At 71.8% G+C, this 18,421-nt stretch carries 18 protein-coding genes; 2 read left to right on the top strand and 16 right to left on the bottom strand.

The genetic code is table 11. The features are described from left to right. On the top strand, positions 1-1,080 hold the full coding sequence (disA, locus tag EWV39_RS11625) for a DNA integrity scanning diadenylate cyclase DisA (RefSeq protein WP_129660350.1): 1,080 nt from the start codon (positions 1-3) through the stop codon (positions 1,078-1,080). 101 nt (positions 1,081-1,181) lie between these two features. On the opposite strand, the gene EWV39_RS11620 is transcribed toward disA, so the two are convergent. Further along, complete coding sequence (locus EWV39_RS11620; protein WP_129660347.1) at positions 1,182-1,991, bottom strand: hypothetical protein; 810 nt, start codon at positions 1,989-1,991, stop codon at positions 1,182-1,184. 66 nt (positions 1,992-2,057) lie between these two features. On the opposite strand from EWV39_RS11620, the gene EWV39_RS11615 reads away from it, so the two are divergent. Further along, positions 2,058-3,023, top strand: a complete 966-nt coding sequence (locus EWV39_RS11615; protein ID WP_129660344.1) for an HhH-GPD family protein — start codon at positions 2,058-2,060, stop codon at positions 3,021-3,023. 90 nt (positions 3,024-3,113) lie between these two features. Here the strand turns inward: EWV39_RS11615 and EWV39_RS11610 are convergent, their stop codons facing one another. The 15 genes from EWV39_RS11610 to ftsH all read right to left on the bottom strand — a co-directional run bounded on the left by EWV39_RS11610 (position 3,114) and on the right by ftsH (position 18,385). Beyond that, positions 3,114-3,617 carry an amino-acid N-acetyltransferase gene (locus tag EWV39_RS11610; protein WP_129660775.1) on the bottom strand — a complete coding sequence of 168 codons (504 nt, stop codon included), beginning with the start codon at positions 3,615-3,617 and terminating at the stop codon, positions 3,114-3,116. 141 nt (positions 3,618-3,758) lie between these two features. Next, positions 3,759-6,371 (bottom strand): ATP-dependent Clp protease ATP-binding subunit, encoded by a 2,613-nt coding sequence (locus tag EWV39_RS11605; RefSeq protein WP_129660341.1) that lies wholly within the window; start codon positions 6,369-6,371, stop codon positions 3,759-3,761. A 185-nt stretch (positions 6,372-6,556) separates the two neighbouring features. Then, positions 6,557-6,913: a histone-like nucleoid-structuring protein Lsr2 gene (locus tag EWV39_RS11600; RefSeq protein ID WP_129660338.1), complete on the bottom strand. Its 357-nt coding sequence runs from the start codon at positions 6,911-6,913 to the stop codon at positions 6,557-6,559. Positions 6,914-7,116: 203 nt separating this feature from the next. Continuing rightward, positions 7,117-7,311: a hypothetical protein gene (locus tag EWV39_RS11595; RefSeq protein ID WP_165313294.1), complete on the bottom strand. Its 195-nt coding sequence runs from the start codon at positions 7,309-7,311 to the stop codon at positions 7,117-7,119. 31 nt (positions 7,312-7,342) lie between these two features. Next, positions 7,343-8,791, bottom strand: coding sequence for a lysine--tRNA ligase (gene lysS, locus EWV39_RS11590; RefSeq protein WP_129660772.1), 1,449 nt, complete (start codon positions 8,789-8,791; stop codon positions 7,343-7,345). 107 nt (positions 8,792-8,898) lie between these two features. Beyond that, the gene (gene panC / locus EWV39_RS11585; RefSeq protein WP_129660331.1) at positions 8,899-9,867 is read right to left on the bottom strand and encodes a pantoate--beta-alanine ligase; all 969 of its coding nucleotides are present in this window, start codon (positions 9,865-9,867) and stop codon (positions 8,899-8,901) included. Between the two features lie 135 nt (positions 9,868-10,002). Then, on the bottom strand, positions 10,003-10,941 hold the full coding sequence (locus EWV39_RS11580) for a Rossmann-like and DUF2520 domain-containing protein (protein ID WP_129660328.1): 939 nt from the start codon (positions 10,939-10,941) through the stop codon (positions 10,003-10,005). Continuing rightward, on the bottom strand, positions 10,938-12,710 hold the full coding sequence (locus EWV39_RS11575) for a PH domain-containing protein (protein ID WP_129660325.1): 1,773 nt from the start codon (positions 12,708-12,710) through the stop codon (positions 10,938-10,940). Before EWV39_RS11575 ends, EWV39_RS11580 begins: the two co-directional genes overlap by 4 nt. Continuing rightward, the gene (locus EWV39_RS11570) at positions 12,711-13,301 is read right to left on the bottom strand and encodes a PH domain-containing protein (RefSeq protein WP_129660322.1); all 591 of its coding nucleotides are present in this window, start codon (positions 13,299-13,301) and stop codon (positions 12,711-12,713) included. Then, the gene (locus EWV39_RS11565) at positions 13,243-13,812 is read right to left on the bottom strand and encodes a DUF3180 domain-containing protein (protein ID WP_129660319.1); all 570 of its coding nucleotides are present in this window, start codon (positions 13,810-13,812) and stop codon (positions 13,243-13,245) included. Before EWV39_RS11565 ends, EWV39_RS11570 begins: the two co-directional genes overlap by 59 nt. A 2-nt stretch (positions 13,813-13,814) precedes the next feature. Further along, on the bottom strand, positions 13,815-14,318 hold the full coding sequence (folK, locus tag EWV39_RS11560; protein ID WP_129660316.1) for a 2-amino-4-hydroxy-6-hydroxymethyldihydropteridine diphosphokinase: 504 nt from the start codon (positions 14,316-14,318) through the stop codon (positions 13,815-13,817). Next, positions 14,309-14,734, bottom strand: a complete 426-nt coding sequence (gene folB, locus EWV39_RS11555) for a dihydroneopterin aldolase (RefSeq protein ID WP_238148320.1) — start codon at positions 14,732-14,734, stop codon at positions 14,309-14,311. Before folB ends, folK begins: the two co-directional genes overlap by 10 nt. A gap of 8 nt (positions 14,735-14,742) precedes the next feature. Then, positions 14,743-15,654, bottom strand: a complete 912-nt coding sequence (folP, locus tag EWV39_RS11550) for a dihydropteroate synthase (RefSeq protein ID WP_129660313.1) — start codon at positions 15,652-15,654, stop codon at positions 14,743-14,745. Further along, positions 15,651-16,223 (bottom strand): GTP cyclohydrolase I FolE, encoded by a 573-nt coding sequence (gene folE / locus EWV39_RS11545; RefSeq protein WP_129660310.1) that lies wholly within the window; start codon positions 16,221-16,223, stop codon positions 15,651-15,653. Before folE ends, folP begins: the two co-directional genes overlap by 4 nt. A gap of 5 nt (positions 16,224-16,228) precedes the next feature. Further along, on the bottom strand, positions 16,229-18,385 hold the full coding sequence (gene ftsH / locus EWV39_RS11540) for an ATP-dependent zinc metalloprotease FtsH (protein ID WP_193554712.1): 2,157 nt from the start codon (positions 18,383-18,385) through the stop codon (positions 16,229-16,231). Positions 18,386-18,421: the final 36 nt, after the last annotated feature.

Raw genomic sequence — 18,421 nt, 5'->3', positions numbered from 1 at the left:
CTGTTCTCCGTGGTTCTCCCTCGCTCGACTCTCCTCAAGAAGACCCTGACGCTGCTCGCTCCCGGCACCGAGCTGCGCGACGGCCTGGAGCGCATCCTCCAGGGGCGCACCGGCGCGCTCATCGTGCTGGGCAACGACCGGACGGTCGACGCCATCGGCACCGGCGGCTTCGACATCGCCATCGACTTCACCGGGACGCGCCTGCGCGAGCTCGCCAAGATGGACGGCGCGATCATCTGCGACCGGGAGGTGACCCGCATCCTGCGGGCCGGCATCCACCTCATGCCGGACCCCTCCATCCCCACCGAGGAGTCGGGGACCAGGCATCGCACCGCCGAGCGGGTCGCCCGGCAGACCGGCTTCCCGGTCATCTCGGTCTCGAAGTCGATGGGCATCATCACGATCTACGTGGACGGCGAGCGCTATCCGCTGGAGGGCTCGCAGGCGATCATGGCCCGGGCCAACCAGGCGATCCAGACCCTGGAGCGGTACACCGAGCGGCTCGAGCAGGAGTTCGCCAACCTCTCCGCGCTGGAGATCGAGTCGGACGTGACCGTGCGCAACGTCGCCGCGACCCTCCAGCGCCTCGAGCTGGTCCGGCGCATCACCGAGGAGATCGCGCAGAGCGTCATGGAGCTCGGCGTCGACGGCCGGATGATCTCGATGCAGCTCGAGGAGCTGGTGCTGAACCGTCCCGAGGCGGACACCGTCCTGATGGACTACCTGCCGGTGGAGCCCACCGCCCCCGCGCTGACCGAGGCCCGCCACGCCCTGGCCTCGCTGGACCCCGGCGAGCTCGCGGACCCCGCCACGGTGGCCCGCTGCGTGGGCCTGGTCGGCAACGGGGACCTGGACCACCCGATCTCCCCGCGGGGCCACCGGTTGCTGGCGGGCATCGCCTCGATCCCGCGCGTCGTCGCGGATCGCCTCGTGGACCGCTTCGACGGGCTGCAGGCTCTCATGGCCGCCAACCTCGAGGACCTCAAGGGCGTGGAGGGCATCGGCGAGCACCGGGCCCGCACCATCCGGGAGTCGCTGGCGCGCATGGCGGAGTCGAGCCTGCTCGAGCGGTTCATGTGACCGAGGGGCGTCCGGCCGCGACGCGGCGTCGCTTCCGCGGACACCGGCGGTTCCGAGGCTGCGCGGGCTGACGAGCCGACGCTGGCGGACGGCCGGCGCCCCTACCCCTCGATGCGGATCAGCTGGGGCTCGCTCGCGACGCCGTCCACGCTCGCCGTGACCCAGTAGTAGCCGGGCTCGGCCGGGGTGGCCGCTTCCCCGCACCCGTACGCCGTCATGCCCCGGTTCCAGGTGCTCTCCTGGCTGGCCTCCGCGCCGGGCTCGAGGGTCTGCTCCTGCCCGCCCTCCGGCGCCGCGCCGCAGGCCCGCGAGTCGTAGACCTGGGCGGGGCCGGAGGTGATCACGTACTGCACCTGGCCGGCGGGGTCCACGGTGCACGGGTTCTCCGAGTCGTTGGCCACGGTCGCGGTGATCACCGGGGACTGGCCGGGCGCGTAGGACTCCTGGTTCACCGAGGCGGCGACGCTGATCGAGTCCCCGCAGGCCTGCACCTGCGCGGCGGGATCTGCCGAGGGGCTCTCCTCGGGACCCCCGGACTCGCCGGGACTCTCGGAGGGCTCGGGGCTCTCGCTGCCCTCGCCCGTCGCGGAGGGGCCGGCCGACGAGGAGGGATCGGCCGAGGCGGATCCCGACGCCGTCCCGGAGGGCTCGGCGCTCCCGCCGCCGGACGACGTCGGGCGCGCGCTGAAGCTTGCGAAGTTGTTGTCCTCCGTCTCGACGGCGCTCGCCTCCGCGCCCCCGCCCCCCAGGCCGGCGGAGATGCGCTGCACGGCGAAGACGACCCCCCACACGACCAGCCCGATGACCACCAGCGCGATCAGCGCGGCGACGATCCGGCGGCGTCGGTACACCTCCGGCGGCAGCCGCTGGTAGCGCTGCTCGCCGGGGTCTCCATCCTCAAAATCTGCCATGCCACCAGGCTACCCAATGGTAGCCCCGCGCCACGCCCTCGCGGCATCCCCTACAGTGAGGGTGAGATGAGAACTTCCGCCCCCGAGCTTCCCGCCCCCGAGACCCTCGCCCGCCTCCACGAGCGCATCATCGCCTGGTTCGCCGAGAACGCCCGGGACCTGCCCTGGCGCGCCCCCGACCGCACCGCCTGGCAGGTCATGGTCAGCGAGTTCATGCTGCAGCAGACCCCGGTGGTCAGGGTGCTGCCGGTCTGGCAGCGCTGGATGCAGCTCTGGCCCACCCCCGCGGACCTCGCCGCCAGCTCCACGGGCGAGGCCGTGCGGGAGTGGGGCCGGCTGGGCTACCCGCGGCGCGCGCTGCGCCTGCACGCGGCCGCCACGGCCATCGTGGAGCGCCACGGCGGCCACGTCCCCCGGGACCACGCGCAGCTGCTCGACCTGCCCGGCGTCGGCGCCTACACCGCGGCGGCGGTCTCCGTCTTCGCCTTCGGCCAGCGGCAGACCGTGATCGACACCAACATCCGGCGGGTGCACGCCCGCGCGGTCTCCGGGAAGGCTCTGCCCGGCAAGTCGCTGACCGCGGCGCAGACCCGGCTCGCGGAGGAGCTGATGCCCGCCGACGACGACGCCGCGGTGGCCTGGAACGTCTCCGTGATGGAGCTGGGCGCCCTCGTCTGCACCGCCCGCTCCCCGCTCTGCGACCTCTGCCCGGTCCTGGAGGACTGCGCGTGGGTCGCCGCCGGCCGCCCCGAGCCGGACTACGTGCCCGCCGGGCAGTCCTGGCAGGGGACCGATCGGCAGGCCCGCGGGGCCATCATGGCCGTGCTCCGGGAGGCCGAGGGGCCGGTGCCTCGGGAGTCGCTGCTGCGCCCCGACCTCGCCGAGCCCGGGAACCGGCCCGGAGCCGCGAAGGCCGTCCGCCGGCTGCGCGAGCTGGGCGCGCCGCGGGAGCAGCTGGAGCGCTGCCTGGGCGGGCTGCTGGCCGACGGCCTCGCAGGGGCCGAGGGGGACGACGTCGGCCTCCCCCGCTGACGCTTCCCGCGCGGCCGGACCGGCGCTTCCTCGTTCCCACGGGCCCGCCCGCCGGCGTGGCGCTCGTCCGCGGCCGCCGCAGGATCCGCCCTACAGGTCCCGGATCATCCGCGTGTTGCCCAGCGTGTTGGGCTTCACGCGGGCCAGGTCGAGGAACTCGGCCACGCCCTCGTCGTGCGAGCGCAGCAGCTCCGAGAAGACCTCGGGGTCCACGGTGTCCTGGTTGTCCATGACCTCGAACCCCAGGCGGCGGAAGAACTCGACCTCGAAGGTCAGGCAGAAGACGCGGGAGACACCCAGGCCGCGGGCGCGCTCCAGCAGGGCCTGGACCAGCATGCGCCCCACGCCCAGGCCCTTGGCCTCCGGGGCGGTGGCCAGCGTGCGGACCTCGCCGAGGTCCTCCCACATGATGTGGAGGGCGCCGCAGCCGACCAGCGCCGTCGAGCCCCGCTCGTCCGTCCGCTCGACCACCATGAACTCCTGGACGGCCTCGTAGTAGTCGACGGCGTCCTTGGAGATCAGGATCCCCTCGACGGCGTAGGGGCCGATCAGGCTCCTGATCCCCCTGATATCGCCGGTCCGGGCCGGGCGCATCCTCAATTCGCTCACGGCGGCCAGTCTACGCCGACCCCGGATGCGCGGAACGGCCCGACCCGCGCGATGCGGGTCGGGCCGTTCGGTGGGAGCCCCGGCCCGCGCTGAGCGGGCCGGGGCATCCCGTAGGCGTCCCGCCGGCTAGGCGGTCGCGGAGCCGGTGGCCCCGCCGGGCCCCTCGTCGGAGCGCGGCGGCTGGGTCGGCCGGGAGACCTGCTCGGCGTCGGAGAGCTCATCCTCGCCGGAGCCCGCCTCGCCGTAGTCGAAGCCCTCGTCCGGCAGCTCGGACATCTTCTGGGAGGTGAAGGTGAACGTGGCGCTCTCCCCCTCGCCGTCGACGTCGACCGTGATCTTCTCCCCGCCGCTGATCTCGCCGAAGAGGATCCGCTCGGAGAGCTGGTCCTCGACCTCCTTCTGCATGGTCCGGCGCAGCGGGCGGGCCCCCATCGAGGGGTCGTAGCCGCGCTGCCCGATCAGCTTCTTGGCGGCCTCGGTCAGCTCGATGGACATGTCCTGGTCGCGCAGGCGCTCGGCCAGGCGCGCCACGAAGAGGTCCACGATCTGGATGATCTCCTCCTCCGAGAGCTGCGGGAAGACGATGATGTCGTCCACGCGGTTCAGGAACTCGGGGCGGAAGTGCTCCTTGAGCTCCTCCTGCACCTTGGCCTGCATGCGCTCGTAGTTGGTGGTCGGGTCCTCCGAGGACTGGAAGCCCACCGGGACCCGCCGGGAGATGTCCCGCGTGCCGAGGTTGGTGGTCATGATGATCACCGTGTTCTTGAAGTCCACGACGCGGCCCTGCGAGTCGGTCAGGCGGCCGTCCTCGAGGATCTGCAGCAGCGAGTTGAAGAGGTCCGAGTGGGCCTTCTCCACCTCGTCGAACAGCACCACTGAGAACGGCTTGCGGCGCACCTTCTCGGTGAGCTGGCCGCCCTCCTCGTATCCGACGTAGCCGGGGGGCGCCCCGAACAGCCGGGAGACGGTGTGCTTCTCCTGGTACTCGGACATGTCCAGGGTGATCAGGGCGTCGTCGTCGCCGAAGAGGAACTCGGCGAGCGCCTTGGCCAGCTCGGTCTTGCCGACGCCGGTGGGGCCGGCGAAGATGAACGAGCCGCCGGGACGCCGCGGGTCCTTCAGCCCGGCGCGGGTGCGCCGGATCGAGCGGGACAGCGCCTTGATGGCGTTGTCCTGGCCCACGACGCGCTTGTGCAGCTCCTCCTCCATGTTGAGCAGGCGGCCGGACTCCTCCTCGGAGAGCTTGTAGACCGGGACGCCGGTGGCGGCGGCCAGCACCTCGGCGATGACGTCGGCGTTGACCTCGCCCATCGCGGAGTCGGACTCCTTCCAGGCCTTCTCCTGCTCCTCCTTCTCCACGATGAGCTTCTGCTCCTTGTCGCGGAGGTTGGCGGCCTTCTCGAAGTCCTGCCCCTCGATCGCGGCCTCCTTCTGGGAGCGCAGCTTGGCGATCCGCTCCTCGAGGTCCTTGATCTCCGGCGGGGCGGTCAGCCGCTTGATGCGCAGCCGGGCGCCGGCCTCGTCGATCATGTCGATCGCCTTGTCCGGCAGGAAGCGGTCCGAGACGTAGCGCGCGGACATGTGCACCGCGGCCTCCAGGGCCTCGTCGGTGATGGTCACGCGGTGGTGCGCCTCGTACTTGTCCCGCAGCCCCTTGAGGATCTCGACGGCGTGCGCCTGCGAGGGCTCGTCCACCTGGATCGGCTGGAAGCGGCGCTCGAGGGCGGCGTCCTTCTCGATGTGCTTGCGGTACTCGTCGAGGGTCGTCGCGCCGATGGTCTGCAGCTCGCCGCGGGCCAGCATGGGCTTGAGGATCGAGGCGGCGTCGATCGCGCCCTCGGCCGCGCCCGCACCGACCAGGGTGTGGATCTCATCGATGAACAGGATGATGTCCCCGCGGGTGCGGATCTCCTTGAGCACCTTCTTCAGGCGCTCCTCGAAGTCGCCGCGGTACCGGGAGCCGGCCACCAGGGAGCCGAGGTCCAGGGTGTAGAGGTGCTTGTCCTTCAGCGTCTCCGGGACGTCCCCGCGGACGATCGCCTGGGCCAGGCCCTCGACGACGGCGGTCTTGCCGACGCCGGGCTCGCCGATCAGCACCGGGTTGTTCTTGGTGCGGCGGGAGAGGACCTGCATGACCCGCTCCATCTCCTTGAAGCGCCCGATCACCGGGTCCAGCTTGCCCTCGCGGGCCGCGGCGGTGAGGTTGGTGCCGAACTGGTCCAGCACGGTGGAGCCCGAGGGGGTCCCCTCCTTGCCGCCCCCGCCGACGCCGGCGGTCTCCTTGCTCTCGCCCGCGTTGCCCTGGTAGCCGGAGATCATGTCGATCACCGTCTGGCGGACGCGCGAGGGCTCCGCGCCCAGCTTGGACAGGACCTGGGAGGCCACGCCCTCGCCCGCGCGGATCAGGCCGAGCAGGATGTGCTCGGTGCCGATGTAATTGTGGCCCAGCTGCAGCGCCTCGCGCAGGGACAGCTCCAGCACCTTCTTGGCGCGGGGGGTGAAGGGAATGTGCCCGCTCGGGGCCTGCTGGCCGGGGCCGATGATGTCCTGGACCTGCTCCCGGACGGCCGAGAGGGTGACCCCCATGGACTCCAGGGCCTTCGCCGCGATGCCCTCGCCCTCGTGGATGAGGCCGAGCAGGAGGTGTTCGGTTCCGATGTAATTGTGGTTCAGCATGCGGGCTTCTTCCTGAGCCAGCACCACGACGCGCCGAGCGCGATCCGTAAACCGTTCAAACATAGCTATCTCCTTGTACGTGTCTGGTTCGATGCTACGCAGGGAAATAGCCCCATACAGAACTGTTCGCCACCGGCGAGACGGAATAAAGCTCAGGGCGGAAATGCCTCGGCATTTCCGCCCTGAGCTGCATAAGGACGGGGGAAATCCGGCTCGCCGGCCCCGCCGGCCCCGGGCCCCGTCAGGCTCTAGGAGGCCTTTTTCTGCGCCGCGTAGTAGGCGTCCTGGACCTCCTGGTGGATCCGCCCGCGGTCGGAGACGTTGTAGCCGTTCTCCTTGGCCCACTGGCGGATCATCGCGGTCTCGGGATTGCGCGCCTGCCCCGAGGAGGACGAGGCGGCCTTTCCGGAGCCTCCCCGTGCCGAGCGGGTCTGCACGCGACGGGCTTTGGCCGCATAGGGGCGAATAGCCTCGCGCAGCTTAGCCGCATTGTCCGACGAGAGGTCGATTTCGAACTGCCCGCCGTCGAGGCCGAAACGTACGGTCTCGTCAGCGGCGCCGCCCTCGAGGTCGTCCTCCAGAATGATCTTGACCTTCTGAGCCATAGTGCTCTCCTCAAAAACTGTGTTTGTCGGTTCCCATGTGGGAAGGGCCGACCGGCCGGGCATATCTCCCCGCCCGGCGCGGCCCCCGTCCACTGAACGTGACTATTGAACGGCCCGAAACACACAGTATCAATAGTTGAGTGGAAATGACAGTCTTGTCATCCGAGGGTTATTCGATATTTTCTGTGAATTCCCCAGGAGAGCTATTGCCCGGAATCCTTGAACTGGTCAGAGCCGTCATGCCGGGATTTGATGCTTTCATACCAATTCGCGGCGTCTTCCTCGGCATTCGCCCGGGCGCGGCGCTCCGCCCCGTCCGCGCGGAAGATCCAGCGCATGACGAAGTAGAAGATGACGCCGATGCCGATCGACGGTATGAGGACGGCCAGATACTCCACGATTGCTCCTAACGACGCAGCCGCTCGCGGCTCATTCGGGCTTCATGAGCGGGAAGAGAATGGTCTCACGGATCCCGAGGCCGGTGAACAGCATGATCAGCCGGTCGATGCCGAGCCCGAGCCCGCCCATCGGCGGGGCGGCGTGCTCGAGCGCGCGCAGGAAGTCCTCGTCCAGCTGCATGGCCTCGAGGTCGCCACCGGCGGCCAACTGGGACTGCTCGGTCAGCCGCTCGCGCTGGATCACCGGGTCGATCAGCTCGGAGAACGCCGTGCCGCGCTCCATGCCGCCGATGATCAGGTCCCAGGCCTCGATCACGCCGGGCTGGGAGCGGTGCGGCCGCGCCAGGGGCTGGGCCGAGGGCGGGTAGTCGCACACGAAGGTCGGATTGATCAGCGTCGGCTCGACGATCTCGCCGAACAGCTCGACGACGAGCTTCTCCGCGTCCCAGCCCGGGTCGACGTCGACCTCGTGCTCCGCCGCGACGCCGCGCAGCTCCTCCGCCGTGGTCTCGGGGGTGATCTCGCGTCCCACCGCCTCGGACAGGCCCGGGTAGACGCCGAGCCAGCGCCACTGGCCGGTCAGGTCGATGACGCCGTCCTCGGTCTCGATGCGGTGCATACCGACGGCGTCGGCGCAGGCCATGATGATCTCCTGGATGCGCTGCGCCATGGTGAACTGGTCGCCGTAGGCCTCGTAGGCCTCCAGCGTCGTGAACTCGGGGCTGTGGGTGGAGTCGACGCCCTCGTTGCGGAAGATCCGGCCGATCTCGAAGACCCGCTCGATGCCGCCGACCACCGCGCGCTTCAGGTACAGCTCGGTCGCGATCCGCAGGGTCATGTCCTGGTCGAAGGCGTTGAGGTGGGTCGCGAAGGGCCGCGCCGCGGCGCCGCCGTGGACCAGCTGCAGCATGGGCGTCTCGATCTCGACGTAGCCCTGCTCCACCAGCGTCTGGCGCACCGCCTGGACGATGCGGGCACGGCGGTAGACCACCTCGCGCGCCTCGTCCCGGACCATCAGGTCCAGGTAGCGCTGCCGGACCCGGGTCTCCTCGTTCAGGTCCTTGTGCAGGGTCGGCAGCGGCCGCAGCGACTTCGAGGCCATCGCCCACTCCTCGGCCATCACCGAGAGCTCGCCGCGGCGGGAGCTGATCACCTCGCCGCGCACGAAGACGTGGTCGCCCAGGTCCACCAGGGCCTTCCAGTCGTCGAGCGCCTCCTGCCCGACCTTGGCCAGGGAGATCATCGCCTGCAGGCGGGTCCCGTCCCCGGACTGCAGGGTCGCGAAGCACAGCTTGCCGGTGTTGCGGACGAAGACCACGCGCCCGGCCACGCCGACGACGTCGCCCGTCGTCTCGTCGGCCTCCAGGCCCTCGTACTGCTCCCGGACGCTGGGGATGGTGCGCGTCACCGGGACCCCGACCGGGTACGCCTCCCGTCCGGATTCGAGCAGCCTGCCCCGCTTCTCCATGCGGATCTGCATCTGCTCGCTCACCTCGGCCCGGGGGTCCTGGGCGCGGTCGGCGGCGGTCACGGTCTGAGCGGGGTCTGGAGTAGTCACGGGGTACAGCCTATCGCGGGTCTGAGGGGCTAGAGGACGTCCATGTTGTCGATGAGCCGGGTGCCGCCGACGCGGATCGCGGCCATCGCCATGGCCCGGGTGGAGTCCTCGGTGGGCGCCTCGAAGGTCGCGGGGTCCACGATCTCGAGGTAGTCCAGCTCGACGCCGTCCCGCTCGGCGATGCGGGACCGCGCGGCCTCCAGGTCGATCCCGGCGAACCCGCGGGAGAGCCCCTCCTCGCGCAGCAGGGCGAGGGTGCGGGAGAGCACCAGCGCGGCCCGGCGCGCCTCCTCGTCGAGGTAGGCGTTGCGGGAGGAGAGCGCCAGCCCGCCCTCCTCGCGGACGATCGCGACCGGGACGATGGAGACCGGCACGTTCAGGTCCGCGACCATCCGCTGGACGATCGCGACCTGCTGGGCGTCCTTCTGCCCGAAGTACGCCCGCACCCGCTGCGGTCCGGCCGCCGCGACGAAGAGGTTGAAGAGCTTGGCGACGACGGTCAGCACTCCGTCGAAGTGGCCGGGACGCGAGCTCCCCTCGAAGCGCGTCCCCAGGGTCCCGGCGCTCAGGGTCACCAGGGGATCCCCGCCCGGGTACATGGTCTCCCGCTCGGGGACGAAGGCGAGGTCGACGCCGAGCTCCCGCAGCATCCCGAGGTCGGCCTCGGGGGTGCGCGGGTAGCTCTCGTAGTCCTCGCCGGGGCCGAACTGCAGGGGGTTGACGAAGATCGAGACGGCGACGACGTCGTTCTGCTCCTGCGCCCGCCGGATCAGCGTGGCGTGCCCCTCGTGCAGGGCGCCCATGGTGGGGACCAGCCCCACGGTCACCGGCCGCGGCTCGGCGGCCTCGGACTCCGCGGCGTCGTTCCCCTCCGCGGGCTCCTGGCGGGAGGACGCTTGGGCGGCCTCCCGGCGGCTCTCCTCCGCGGCGTCGATCAGTCGCGCGAGATGCTGGGACAGTTCTTCCGGTGTGCGAGCAACGGTCGGCTCACCCGTCATAGTGGTTCCTTCTTTCGCCGGTGCGTCGGCGTGATCGGTGCGTGATGATCGGTGGTGGCACCACCGGCTCCGTTCCGCGGCGGGAGGGGAAGACACCGCCGGGCGGATCGGAGCACAGACTACCGCCACAGAATTCTACTGCCCGACGACGCCGGCTTCATCCTCGGGCCCGCCCTCGAGGTCCAGGGCGCGGAGGATGCGGGCGTGTCCCTCCTCGCTCAGCGCGCCCCGGGAGCGGGCCCGGTCCGCGGTCGCACGGGCCATGGCGAGGTACGCGGCGTCGATGTCCTCGGCCCGCTCCTCCGCCGCGAAGCCGGCGAGGATCTCCCGGTGGGCCTCCACCGTTCCGGCGTCCCCGCGGACCACGGGGCCGGTCAGCGCGGAGTCCCCGGAGGCCAGCGCGTTCTCCAGCGTCGCCTTCAGCAGCGGCCCCAGCACGTGGGAGGGGTCCTCGACGCCGATGCCGGTGAGGATCTGCGAGGCCTGCCCGACCAGGGTGACCATGTGGTTGGAGGCGTGCGAGAGGGCCGCGTGGTAGAGCGGCCGGTCCCCCTCGGCGATGACCACGGGCTCGCCGCCCATCTCCACGGCCAGCGCCTGCGCGATCGGCAGGAAGGGACCGGGGGCGGTGATGCCGAAGGTCGTCGTCTGCAGCCGCGCGAGGTCCAGCGAGAGCCCGGTGAAGGTCATCGCCGGGTGCATCGCGATGCCGATCGCGCCGGCGGAGCGGGCGTCCCGGAGGACCTCGACGCCGTACCGGCCCGAGGTGTGGATCAGGATCTGGCCGGCGCTGAAGTGCCCGCCGGCGGCGAGGCCGGTCACCAGGGGCTCCAGGGCGTCGTCGGGGACGGCGAGCAGGACCACCTCGCTGCGCTCGACGATCTGGGGGATCGGCAGGACGGGGGTGTCCGGCAGCAGCGCCTCGGCGCGGGTCCGCGACTCCTCGGAGACGGCGTGGACCCCGACGACGGCGTGGCCCGCCGCGCGCAGGGCGGCGCCGAGCACCGCCCCGACCTTGCCCGCGCCGATCACCCCGATGCCGAGGCGGCCGGGGCGCAGGGACGGATCGCTCATGCTTCTCTCCTTCTCGAGTCGGCCGGCGGCACGGGCGGCGGTCCGCCGGCGTCCGCCGGCCCGTGGTCTTCGGCCGCTGCGGGCCCTTCCGCCTCGCCCGGAGGGGCCGGCGGGCAGTCCGCGCGGGCCTGCGGCTCGCCCACCCGGCGAGCCCCGGCGGCCCGCTCCGCCTGCCGCCGGGCCAGCTCCTGGGCGTCAGCGAGCGCCAGATGGCGCACGAGGCCGCTGACCGGCCCGCCCACCGAGTGCAGGTGCAGGTCGGCCAGGCCGAGGCGGCGGTCCAGGGGGCCGTTGGCCAGACGCATCGACTGTACTTTCACGTGCGGCATCACCGCGAGCCGGCGTCGCAGCCGCCCGGAGCGGACCAGCAGGAGGTCCCGGGTCGCGCCGTAGCCGTTGCGGCGGTAGGTCAGGGGGTCGACCCACCGGGCGCTGCCCGGGGAGACCGTGAAGCCGTGCTCGGTGCCCGAGCCCTCCAGGGCCGCGCGCAGCTGACGGCCGTCGACGCCGCCGCGCTCGGGGCGCTCCACCACGTAGGGGAGGATCCGCATCAGCTCCTGCCCCGTGCCGACCGGCAGCAGGACGTTGCGGGCGGAGTCGGCCCCCGAGGCGCCGAGTCCCGCGGAGTTGATGACCAGCTTGAACCATCCGAACGGCCGCCACAGCAGCGGCTGCTCGATGCCCACCGCCTGGATCCTGCCGAGCGGGATGGTCTGGGTGCGGGTCGAGGTGAGGCCGTACCGGACCTTCAGCCCCTCCCCGGTGATGCCGGCCCGGAAGTTCGCGGTGGAGTTGAGGGTCCCCCACCCGCCGGTCACCAGGCCGAAGAGCGCGGGCGCGAGGACGGCCAGGGAGATCCCGGGCAGGCTCACGATGTTGAGCACCACGACGGCGGCCAGCGCCAGGAGGAGGAAGATCCCGTAGCCGCCGGCCACCAGGGCGGCGACGGCGCGGCCCACCCCGACCCGGGCGAGCTCGGTCTCCTCCTGCCCGGATCCGGCCGCCGACGGGGCGGCAGCCGACGGGCCGGCCGGAGCGGCGGCATCGGGCTCCGGCGCCGGGCCGGAGGCCGGTGCCGTCCCCGCGCCGCCCGGGGCAGGGGGCACGGATCCTTCCGGCACGTCGCCGGGATCCCGGGCTTCGCCCGGTCCGGCGCCGCCGGCCCCCGGGCCCCTCGTCCCGGCGGCCGCCTCCCCCGCGGACGAGGGGGCGGCGTCGTCCTGCATCTGCCGCTTGCGCCGCAGCAGGCGGGCCCGCAGGTCCTCGGCGCCGCGGCGGGTCAGGAAGCGCAGGTGCAGCGTCGACTCGCCGGAGTCCGCGACCTCGAAGCGGAGCTCGGCGAGCCCCAGGAGCCTGGCCAGGAGCGGCTGCGAGATCTCGATGGCCTGCACCCGGTCCAGCCGCGCCTGCTTCTCCTTGCGGAACAGCGCCCCCTCCCGGACCCGGACCGTGCCCTCGGTGACCGCGTAGCGGGTGAACCACCAGGACCAGAACATCGCGCCCAGGACCAGCAGCACGACGCCGATGCCGATCAGCCACCCCACCAGCTCCAGGCTCCGTACGAACTCGGGGATCCCGCGGCCGAGCTCCTCGGGGTCCCAGCCGTCCTCGAAGGCCGATTCCACGACGTTGCGCCCGACGACGAAGACGATCACCAGGATGGCGATCCAGAAGCGCGCCAGCGGCGTGAGCGGATGCACCCGCTCCCAGGTCGCCTCGCCCGCGGACGTCCCGGCCGGTCCGCTGCTCTCGTTCCGCGGCTCCGTCATCTACAGCGCCGCCAGACGTTCTTCGCCGCGCTGGGCCAGCTCCTCGCGCAGGCGGGCGGCGTCGTGCTGGCTGATGCCCTCGATCTTCACGTCGGTGGCCGCCGAGGCCGTGTGCAGCTCGACCTTGGCGAGTCCGAAGAGCCGGTCCCACGGTCCCGAGGAGACCTCCACGTACTGCATGCGCCCGTAGGGGACCACCGTGATCCGGTGCCACATCACCCCCTGCCGGACCAGGAGGTCCTCCTCGCGCTCGGAGTAGCCGCGGGCCCGGGCCCGGCGCGGCGCCAGGACCAGCTCGAGGACCGTCCACGCCACCGACAGGACGGGCAGCGCGACGGCCAGCCACATCCACGGCCAGGACCAGACCTCGAGCAGGCGCAGCACGAGCGGCACGCAGAGGACCGCCGTCCAGATCACGCAGGAGACGATCTCGTTGATCACGATCACCGTGAGGTACTTGGCGTCCGGACGGACCCACCGGGAGTCCCAGGCGTCCAGGGCCGCGAGCCGCCGCTCGAAGGCGGGGCTGCCCTCACCCAGGTGCTTGCGGGCCTCTCCTCGGGCCGCGGGGGCGTTCTCGGTCTCTGGCATAGCCGCCTTCTCCTTCGGGCGCATCTCGGTCTCCGCGCGGGTGCTGGGGCGCATACGGGTCGTCCGCCTCGCCGGGGTCCTCGGGGGGCCGCTTGCACCAGCTCTCGGCGACGGCGCCGGCCACTCCCACGGCCAACCCTACGGCACCGTTCAGGACGATCAGCAGGAGGGACGAGGTCGCGCCGCGGTACTGCACCAGCGTGAGCTCGTGCGCCAGGGCGCCGAGCCCCCAGCCGGTCAGGAGCGCGCCGTACACCGCGCAGGCCTGGGCGAAGACCACGATGCGGGAGGCCAGGATCGGGTCGATCCGCCGCTTCCGGGGCTCCCTGATGTGGGCCCGCACCCGCCATGCCAGGACCAGCGCCGCGGCCCCCAGGAAGACGCTGACCAGCAGGGAGAACCACGGCAGCACGAGCGGGGCCCCTCCGTCCCAGACGGAGTTCGCGACGGCGCCCAGGGCCAGCCCCAGCGCGCCGACGAGGACCAGCCAGCGGACCTTGAGCGGCTTCATCGCTACTCCTCCGCGGACGGGTCCAGGTAGCCGCGCAGCCCCTCGCGGTCCGGGGCCCGCTCGGCCAGCGCCGAGACCAGCACCCCGCCGAGCATGGCCTCCGGGTCCATCAGGGCCCACGGCGCCAGCACGAACGCGCGCTCGGCGGCCCGCGGGTGCGGCAGGACCAGCTCGGGCTCGTCCATGATCAGCTCGCCGTAGGTCACGATGTCCACGTCCAGGGTCCGGGGCCCCCAGCGCACCTCGCGCACGCGGTCGAAGGCCTCCTCGAGCTCCTGGCAGTACCGCAGCAACGTGAAGGGCCGCAGGTCGGTCACCACCCGGACCACCTGGTTGAGGAAGTCCGGCTGGCCCTCCGGCCCGCCCACCGGGGCCGTCACGGCGACCGGCGAGACCGCCTCGACCGCGATGCGCTCGTGCTCGTCCAGCAGCGCGACCGTGCGCGCCAGGGTGTCCGCGGAGGCGCCCAGGTTGGAGCCGAGGGCGAGGACTGATCTCACTGGCATGATCGCTCCCGGTAGATCGTGACGGAGACGTCGGCGAAGGTCACCTCGATGGGGGCCTTCGGCTTGTGGACCGTGACCTCCACGGCGCGGGCGGGGTAGTCGCGCAGGACGTCGTCGGCGATCCGCTGGGCCAGCGCCTCCACGAGGTTGAAGCTCTCCCCCACGATGACGTCCTTGACGCTCTCTGCGATCTCGCCGTAGTTGATCGTCTCCCGCAGGTCGTCGCTGCGGCCCGCCGCGGTGAGGTCGGCGAACAGCGAGAGGTCCACGAAGAACGGCTGCCCCACCCGCTTCTCCTGGTCGAACACGCCGTGGTAGCCCACGGCCCCGATGCCGGTGACGGTGATGCGGTCCAGGCCCGCGCCGACCCTCCTGCCGTGGTCGGCCCCCACGGCCGCTGGCGTTTTCTCGGACAATTCTTCCCCTAGCTCTGGTGATCGATGGTGGACTGGGCGGCGAGCCAGCTCCGGGTCACCGCGAGGGCGTCGGCCGTGGCCGCGACGTCGTGCACCCGGACCGCCCACGCCCCGCGCTCGGCGGCCAGCGCGGAGATCACGGCGGTGGCCGCGTCCCGCTCCGGCGCCGGGACCTGCTCCGTCCCGCGGGCCCGGGCGAGGGCCGTGCCGATGAAGCGCTTGCGGGAGGCCGCCACCAGGACGGGGTGCCCCAGCGAGGTCAGGCGGTCCAGGCCGGCCAGCAGCCGCCAGTCCTGGTCGCCTCCTTTGGCGAAGCCCAGCCCCGGGTCCAGAATGATGCGCTCGGGGCGCACGCCCCCGGCGAGCAGCCGCTCGCGCTGCTGGAGGAGCTCGGCGCGGACCTCCTCGACGACGTCGTCGTACCGCGCCCTGGAGTCCATGGTCGCGGAGTCCCCGCGGGCGTGGGTCAGGATGTAGGGCACGTCCGCGGCGGCGCAGACCTCGATCATCTCCTCGGTCAGCCCGAGGCCGGAGACGTCGTTGACGATCTGGGCGCCCGCCCCGATCGCCGCGCGCGCCGTCTGGGCGTGCTTGGTGTCCGCGGAGACGACGACGCCGTGCCCGGCCAGCCGCTCGATGACCTCCAGGACGCGCCGCTGCTCCTCCGCCGGCGCCACCGGATCCGCGCCGGGCCGGGTGGACTCGCCCCCGACGTCGACGACGTCGGCCCCCGCCTCGACCATCGCCAGCGCGTGGGAGACCGCGGCCTCGACGCCGGCGTGGGCGCCGCCGTCGGAGAAGGAGTCGGGGGTGAGGTTGAGGATGCCCATGACCAGGGTCCTCCCGGCGGGCAGCTGCGCGTACGTTCCCCAGCCCCGGGGCGCGCCCCGGCCGGCGGGGTGGCTCGGGGCCCCCGTCATGAGCGCGCGCCCTGTCCGTTGATGAGGCTCATGGCCTCGGCGCGGGTCGCGTTGTCCCGCAGCTGGCCGCGCACCGCCGAGGTGACGGTCCGGGCCCCCGGCTTCTGGACGCCGCGCATCGACATGCACATGTGCTCGCCCTCGATCACCACGATCGCCCCGGCCGGCCGCAGGAACTCCTGCAGCGCGTCGACGACCTGGCTGGTCAGCCGCTCCTGCACCTGGGGGCGCTTGGCGTAGAGGTCCACCAGCCGGGCGAGCTTGGACAGGCCGGTCACCCTGCCGTCCTCTCCCGGGATGTACCCCACGTGCGCATGGCCGTGGAAGGGCACCAGATGGTGCTCGCAGGTCGAGTAGAAGGGGATGTCCTTGACCAGGACCATCTCCGAGTGGCCGATGTCGAAGGTCGTGGAGAGCAGCTCCTCGGGCGTGCGGCCCAGCCCCGAGAACATCTCCTCGTAGGCGCGCGCCACCCGGGCCGGGGTGTCCCTCAGCCCCTCGCGGTCCGGATCCTCGCCGATCGCGGCGAGGATCTCCCGGACGGCGGCCTCGATCCGGGGGAGATCCATGCCGCTCAGCGCTCCTGCGGGCCGGCCGGCCCCTCGGCGTCGGGGCCACCCTCGCCGGGGCCTCCCTGCGGGCCGCCGGCGTCGCCGGTCCCCGGGGGCGTGGTGCCCTGCGAGTGGCGGGGCACCTCGAGCGGGTGCTCCGGCTTGGCGGCCACGGCCTGGTCCTGCGGGGACATCTCCTCCGGGTTCTCCGTCCCGGTGGCCTCGGCCTCGGCCCGTTCTGCGGGGGTGGAGATCGGCGGCACCTCGGAGACCGCGCGGGTCTCCTTGGACAGCCACACCTCGCGCACCGGGCGCTTGCGGACGTCCCGGAAGACCGCGGCGATCTCCGCCTCGTTGAGCGTCTCCTTGTCCAGCAGCTCGAAGGCGAGCCGGTCCAGGACGTCGCGGTTGTCGTTGAGGATCGCGTACGCCTCGTCGTGGGCGTGGTCGATCAGAGCCCGGACCTCGGCGTCGATCTGCGCGGCGACCTGCTCGGAGTACTCGCGGCCGCTCATCCCGGCGTCGCGCCCCATGAACGGCTCGGTGTTGCCCGAGCCCAGCTTCACGGCGCCGACGACGGCGGACATGCCGTACTCGGTGACCATCTTGCGCGCCGTGCTGGTCGCCTTGTCGATGTCGTTGGCGGCGCCGGTGGAGGGGTCGTGGAAGACGATCTCCTCCGCCACGCGGCCGCCCAGGGCGTAGGCCAGCTGGTCCAGCAGCTCGTTGCGGGTGGTGGAGTACTTGTCGTCCACCGGCATGACCATGGTGTAGCCGAGCGCGCGGCCGCGGGGCAGGATGGTGATCTTGGTGACCGGGTCGGTGTTGCGCAGGGCCGCGGCGACCAGGGCGTGGCCGCCCTCGTGGTACGCGGTGATCTTGCGCTCGAGCTCCTTCATGAGCCGGGAGCGCCGCTGCGGGCCGGCGATCACGCGGTCGATCGCCTCGTCCAGCGCGCGGTCGTCGATGATCTGGGCGTTGGAGCGGGCGGTGAGCAGCGCCGCCTCGTTCATCACGTTGGCCAGGTCCGCGCCGGTGAAGCCCGGGGTCTTCTTGGCCACCTGGGCCAGATCCACGTTGGTCGCGAGCCGCTTGCCCTGGCCGTGCACCTCGAGGATCCGCGTGCGGCCCTTCAGGTCCGGGGCGTCGACGCCGATCTGGCGGTCGAAGCGGCCCGGGCGCAGCAGCGCCGGGTCCAGCACGTCCGGCCGGTTGGTCGCGGCGATGAGGATGATGTTGGTGTTCTCGTCGAACCCGTCCATCTCCACCAGGAGCTGGTTCAGGGTCTGCTCGCGCTCGTCGTTGCCGCCGCCCATGCCGGCGCCGCGCTGGCGGCCGACGGCGTCGATCTCGTCGACGAAGATGATCGCGGCCTCGTTCTGCTTGGCCTGCTCGAAGAGGTCGCGCACGCGCGAGGCGCCCACGCCGACGAACATCTCCACGAAGTCCGAGCCGGAGATCGAGAAGAACGGGACGCCGGCCTCTCCTGCCACGGCCTTGGCCAGCAGGGTCTTGCCGGTGCCGGGAGGGCCGTAGAGCAGGACGCCCTTGGGGATCTTGGCGCCCACCGACGTGAAGCGGGAGGGATCGGTCAGGAACTCCTTGACCTCCTGCAGCTCCTCGACCGCCTCGTCCGAGCCCGCGACGTCGGAGAACTTGACGGTCGAGTTCTCCTTGTTGAACTTCTTGGCCTTGGACTTGCCGAAGGACATGATCTGGCTGCCGCCCCCGCTCATGCGGGAGAGCAGGAACCAGAAGAGCACCAGGATGATCAGGAAGGGCAGCAGGAAGCCCAGCAGGGAGGTGAACCAGTTGTTCTGGACCGGCTGGTCCGTGTAGCCCTGCAGGCCGGCGTCGTCCATCGCCTGGACGACGTCGCCCGCGCGCGGCTGCACGTAGTAGAAGACCACCGACTTGCCGAGGTCCCGGCCGTCGTCGTTGTAGTCGTCCTTGAGCGAGAGCTCGACCTTCTGGTCGCCGTCGAAGATCTTGGCCTCGTCGACCTTGTCGTCCTGGAGCAGCTGCATGCCCACGTTGGTGTCGACGCGGTTGCTCTCACCCGACGTCGAGACGTAGATCATCGGCAGCAGCACCAGAAGCGCGAGGAAGATCCAGAAGTACGGCCCCTTGAGGATCCTGTCCCTCAGGGACTTCTTCTGGTCGGTGTTCTGCTGTGCCAATCTTCGGTGCCTTCCGGTGAAGTCGTCACGGGTGAC

The organism is Rothia halotolerans (assembly GCF_004136635.1).
Lineage (GTDB): Bacteria > Actinomycetota > Actinomycetes > Actinomycetales > Micrococcaceae > Rothia > Rothia halotolerans.
This window is presented reverse-complemented; position numbering and strand designations above follow the sequence as displayed.

What these genes read in the sequence shown, in the direction of transcription:
- lysS (WP_129660772.1), bottom strand. Translation starts at nt 8,791, where the DNA reads ATGCAGATCCGCATGGAGAAGCGGGGCAGGCTGCTCGAATCCGGACGG.
- EWV39_RS11600 (WP_129660338.1), bottom strand. Translation starts at nt 6,913, where the DNA reads ATGGCTCAGAAGGTCAAGATCATTCTGGAGGACGACCTCGAGGGCGGC.
- EWV39_RS11580 (WP_129660328.1), bottom strand. Translation starts at nt 10,941, where the DNA reads ATGAGCGATCCGTCCCTGCGCCCCGGCCGCCTCGGCATCGGGGTGATC.
- EWV39_RS11605 (WP_129660341.1), bottom strand. Translation starts at nt 6,371, where the DNA reads ATGTTTGAACGGTTTACGGATCGCGCTCGGCGCGTCGTGGTGCTGGCT.
- folE (WP_129660310.1), bottom strand. Translation starts at nt 16,223, where the DNA reads ATGGATCTCCCCCGGATCGAGGCCGCCGTCCGGGAGATCCTCGCCGCG.
- EWV39_RS11575 (WP_129660325.1), bottom strand. Translation starts at nt 12,710, where the DNA reads ATGACGGAGCCGCGGAACGAGAGCAGCGGACCGGCCGGGACGTCCGCG.
- EWV39_RS11620 (WP_129660347.1), bottom strand. Translation starts at nt 1,991, where the DNA reads ATGGCAGATTTTGAGGATGGAGACCCCGGCGAGCAGCGCTACCAGCGG.
- panC (WP_129660331.1), bottom strand. Translation starts at nt 9,867, where the DNA reads ATGACGGGTGAGCCGACCGTTGCTCGCACACCGGAAGAACTGTCCCAG.
- folP (WP_129660313.1), bottom strand. Translation starts at nt 15,654, where the DNA reads ATGACGGGGGCCCCGAGCCACCCCGCCGGCCGGGGCGCGCCCCGGGGC.
- EWV39_RS11615 (WP_129660344.1), top strand. Translation starts at nt 2,058, where the DNA reads ATGAGAACTTCCGCCCCCGAGCTTCCCGCCCCCGAGACCCTCGCCCGC.
- EWV39_RS11610 (WP_129660775.1), bottom strand. Translation starts at nt 3,617, where the DNA reads ATGCGCCCGGCCCGGACCGGCGATATCAGGGGGATCAGGAGCCTGATC.
- folK (WP_129660316.1), bottom strand. Translation starts at nt 14,318, where the DNA reads ATGCCAGTGAGATCAGTCCTCGCCCTCGGCTCCAACCTGGGCGCCTCC.
- EWV39_RS11570 (WP_129660322.1), bottom strand. Translation starts at nt 13,301, where the DNA reads ATGCCAGAGACCGAGAACGCCCCCGCGGCCCGAGGAGAGGCCCGCAAG.
- EWV39_RS11565 (WP_129660319.1), bottom strand. Translation starts at nt 13,812, where the DNA reads ATGAAGCCGCTCAAGGTCCGCTGGCTGGTCCTCGTCGGCGCGCTGGGG.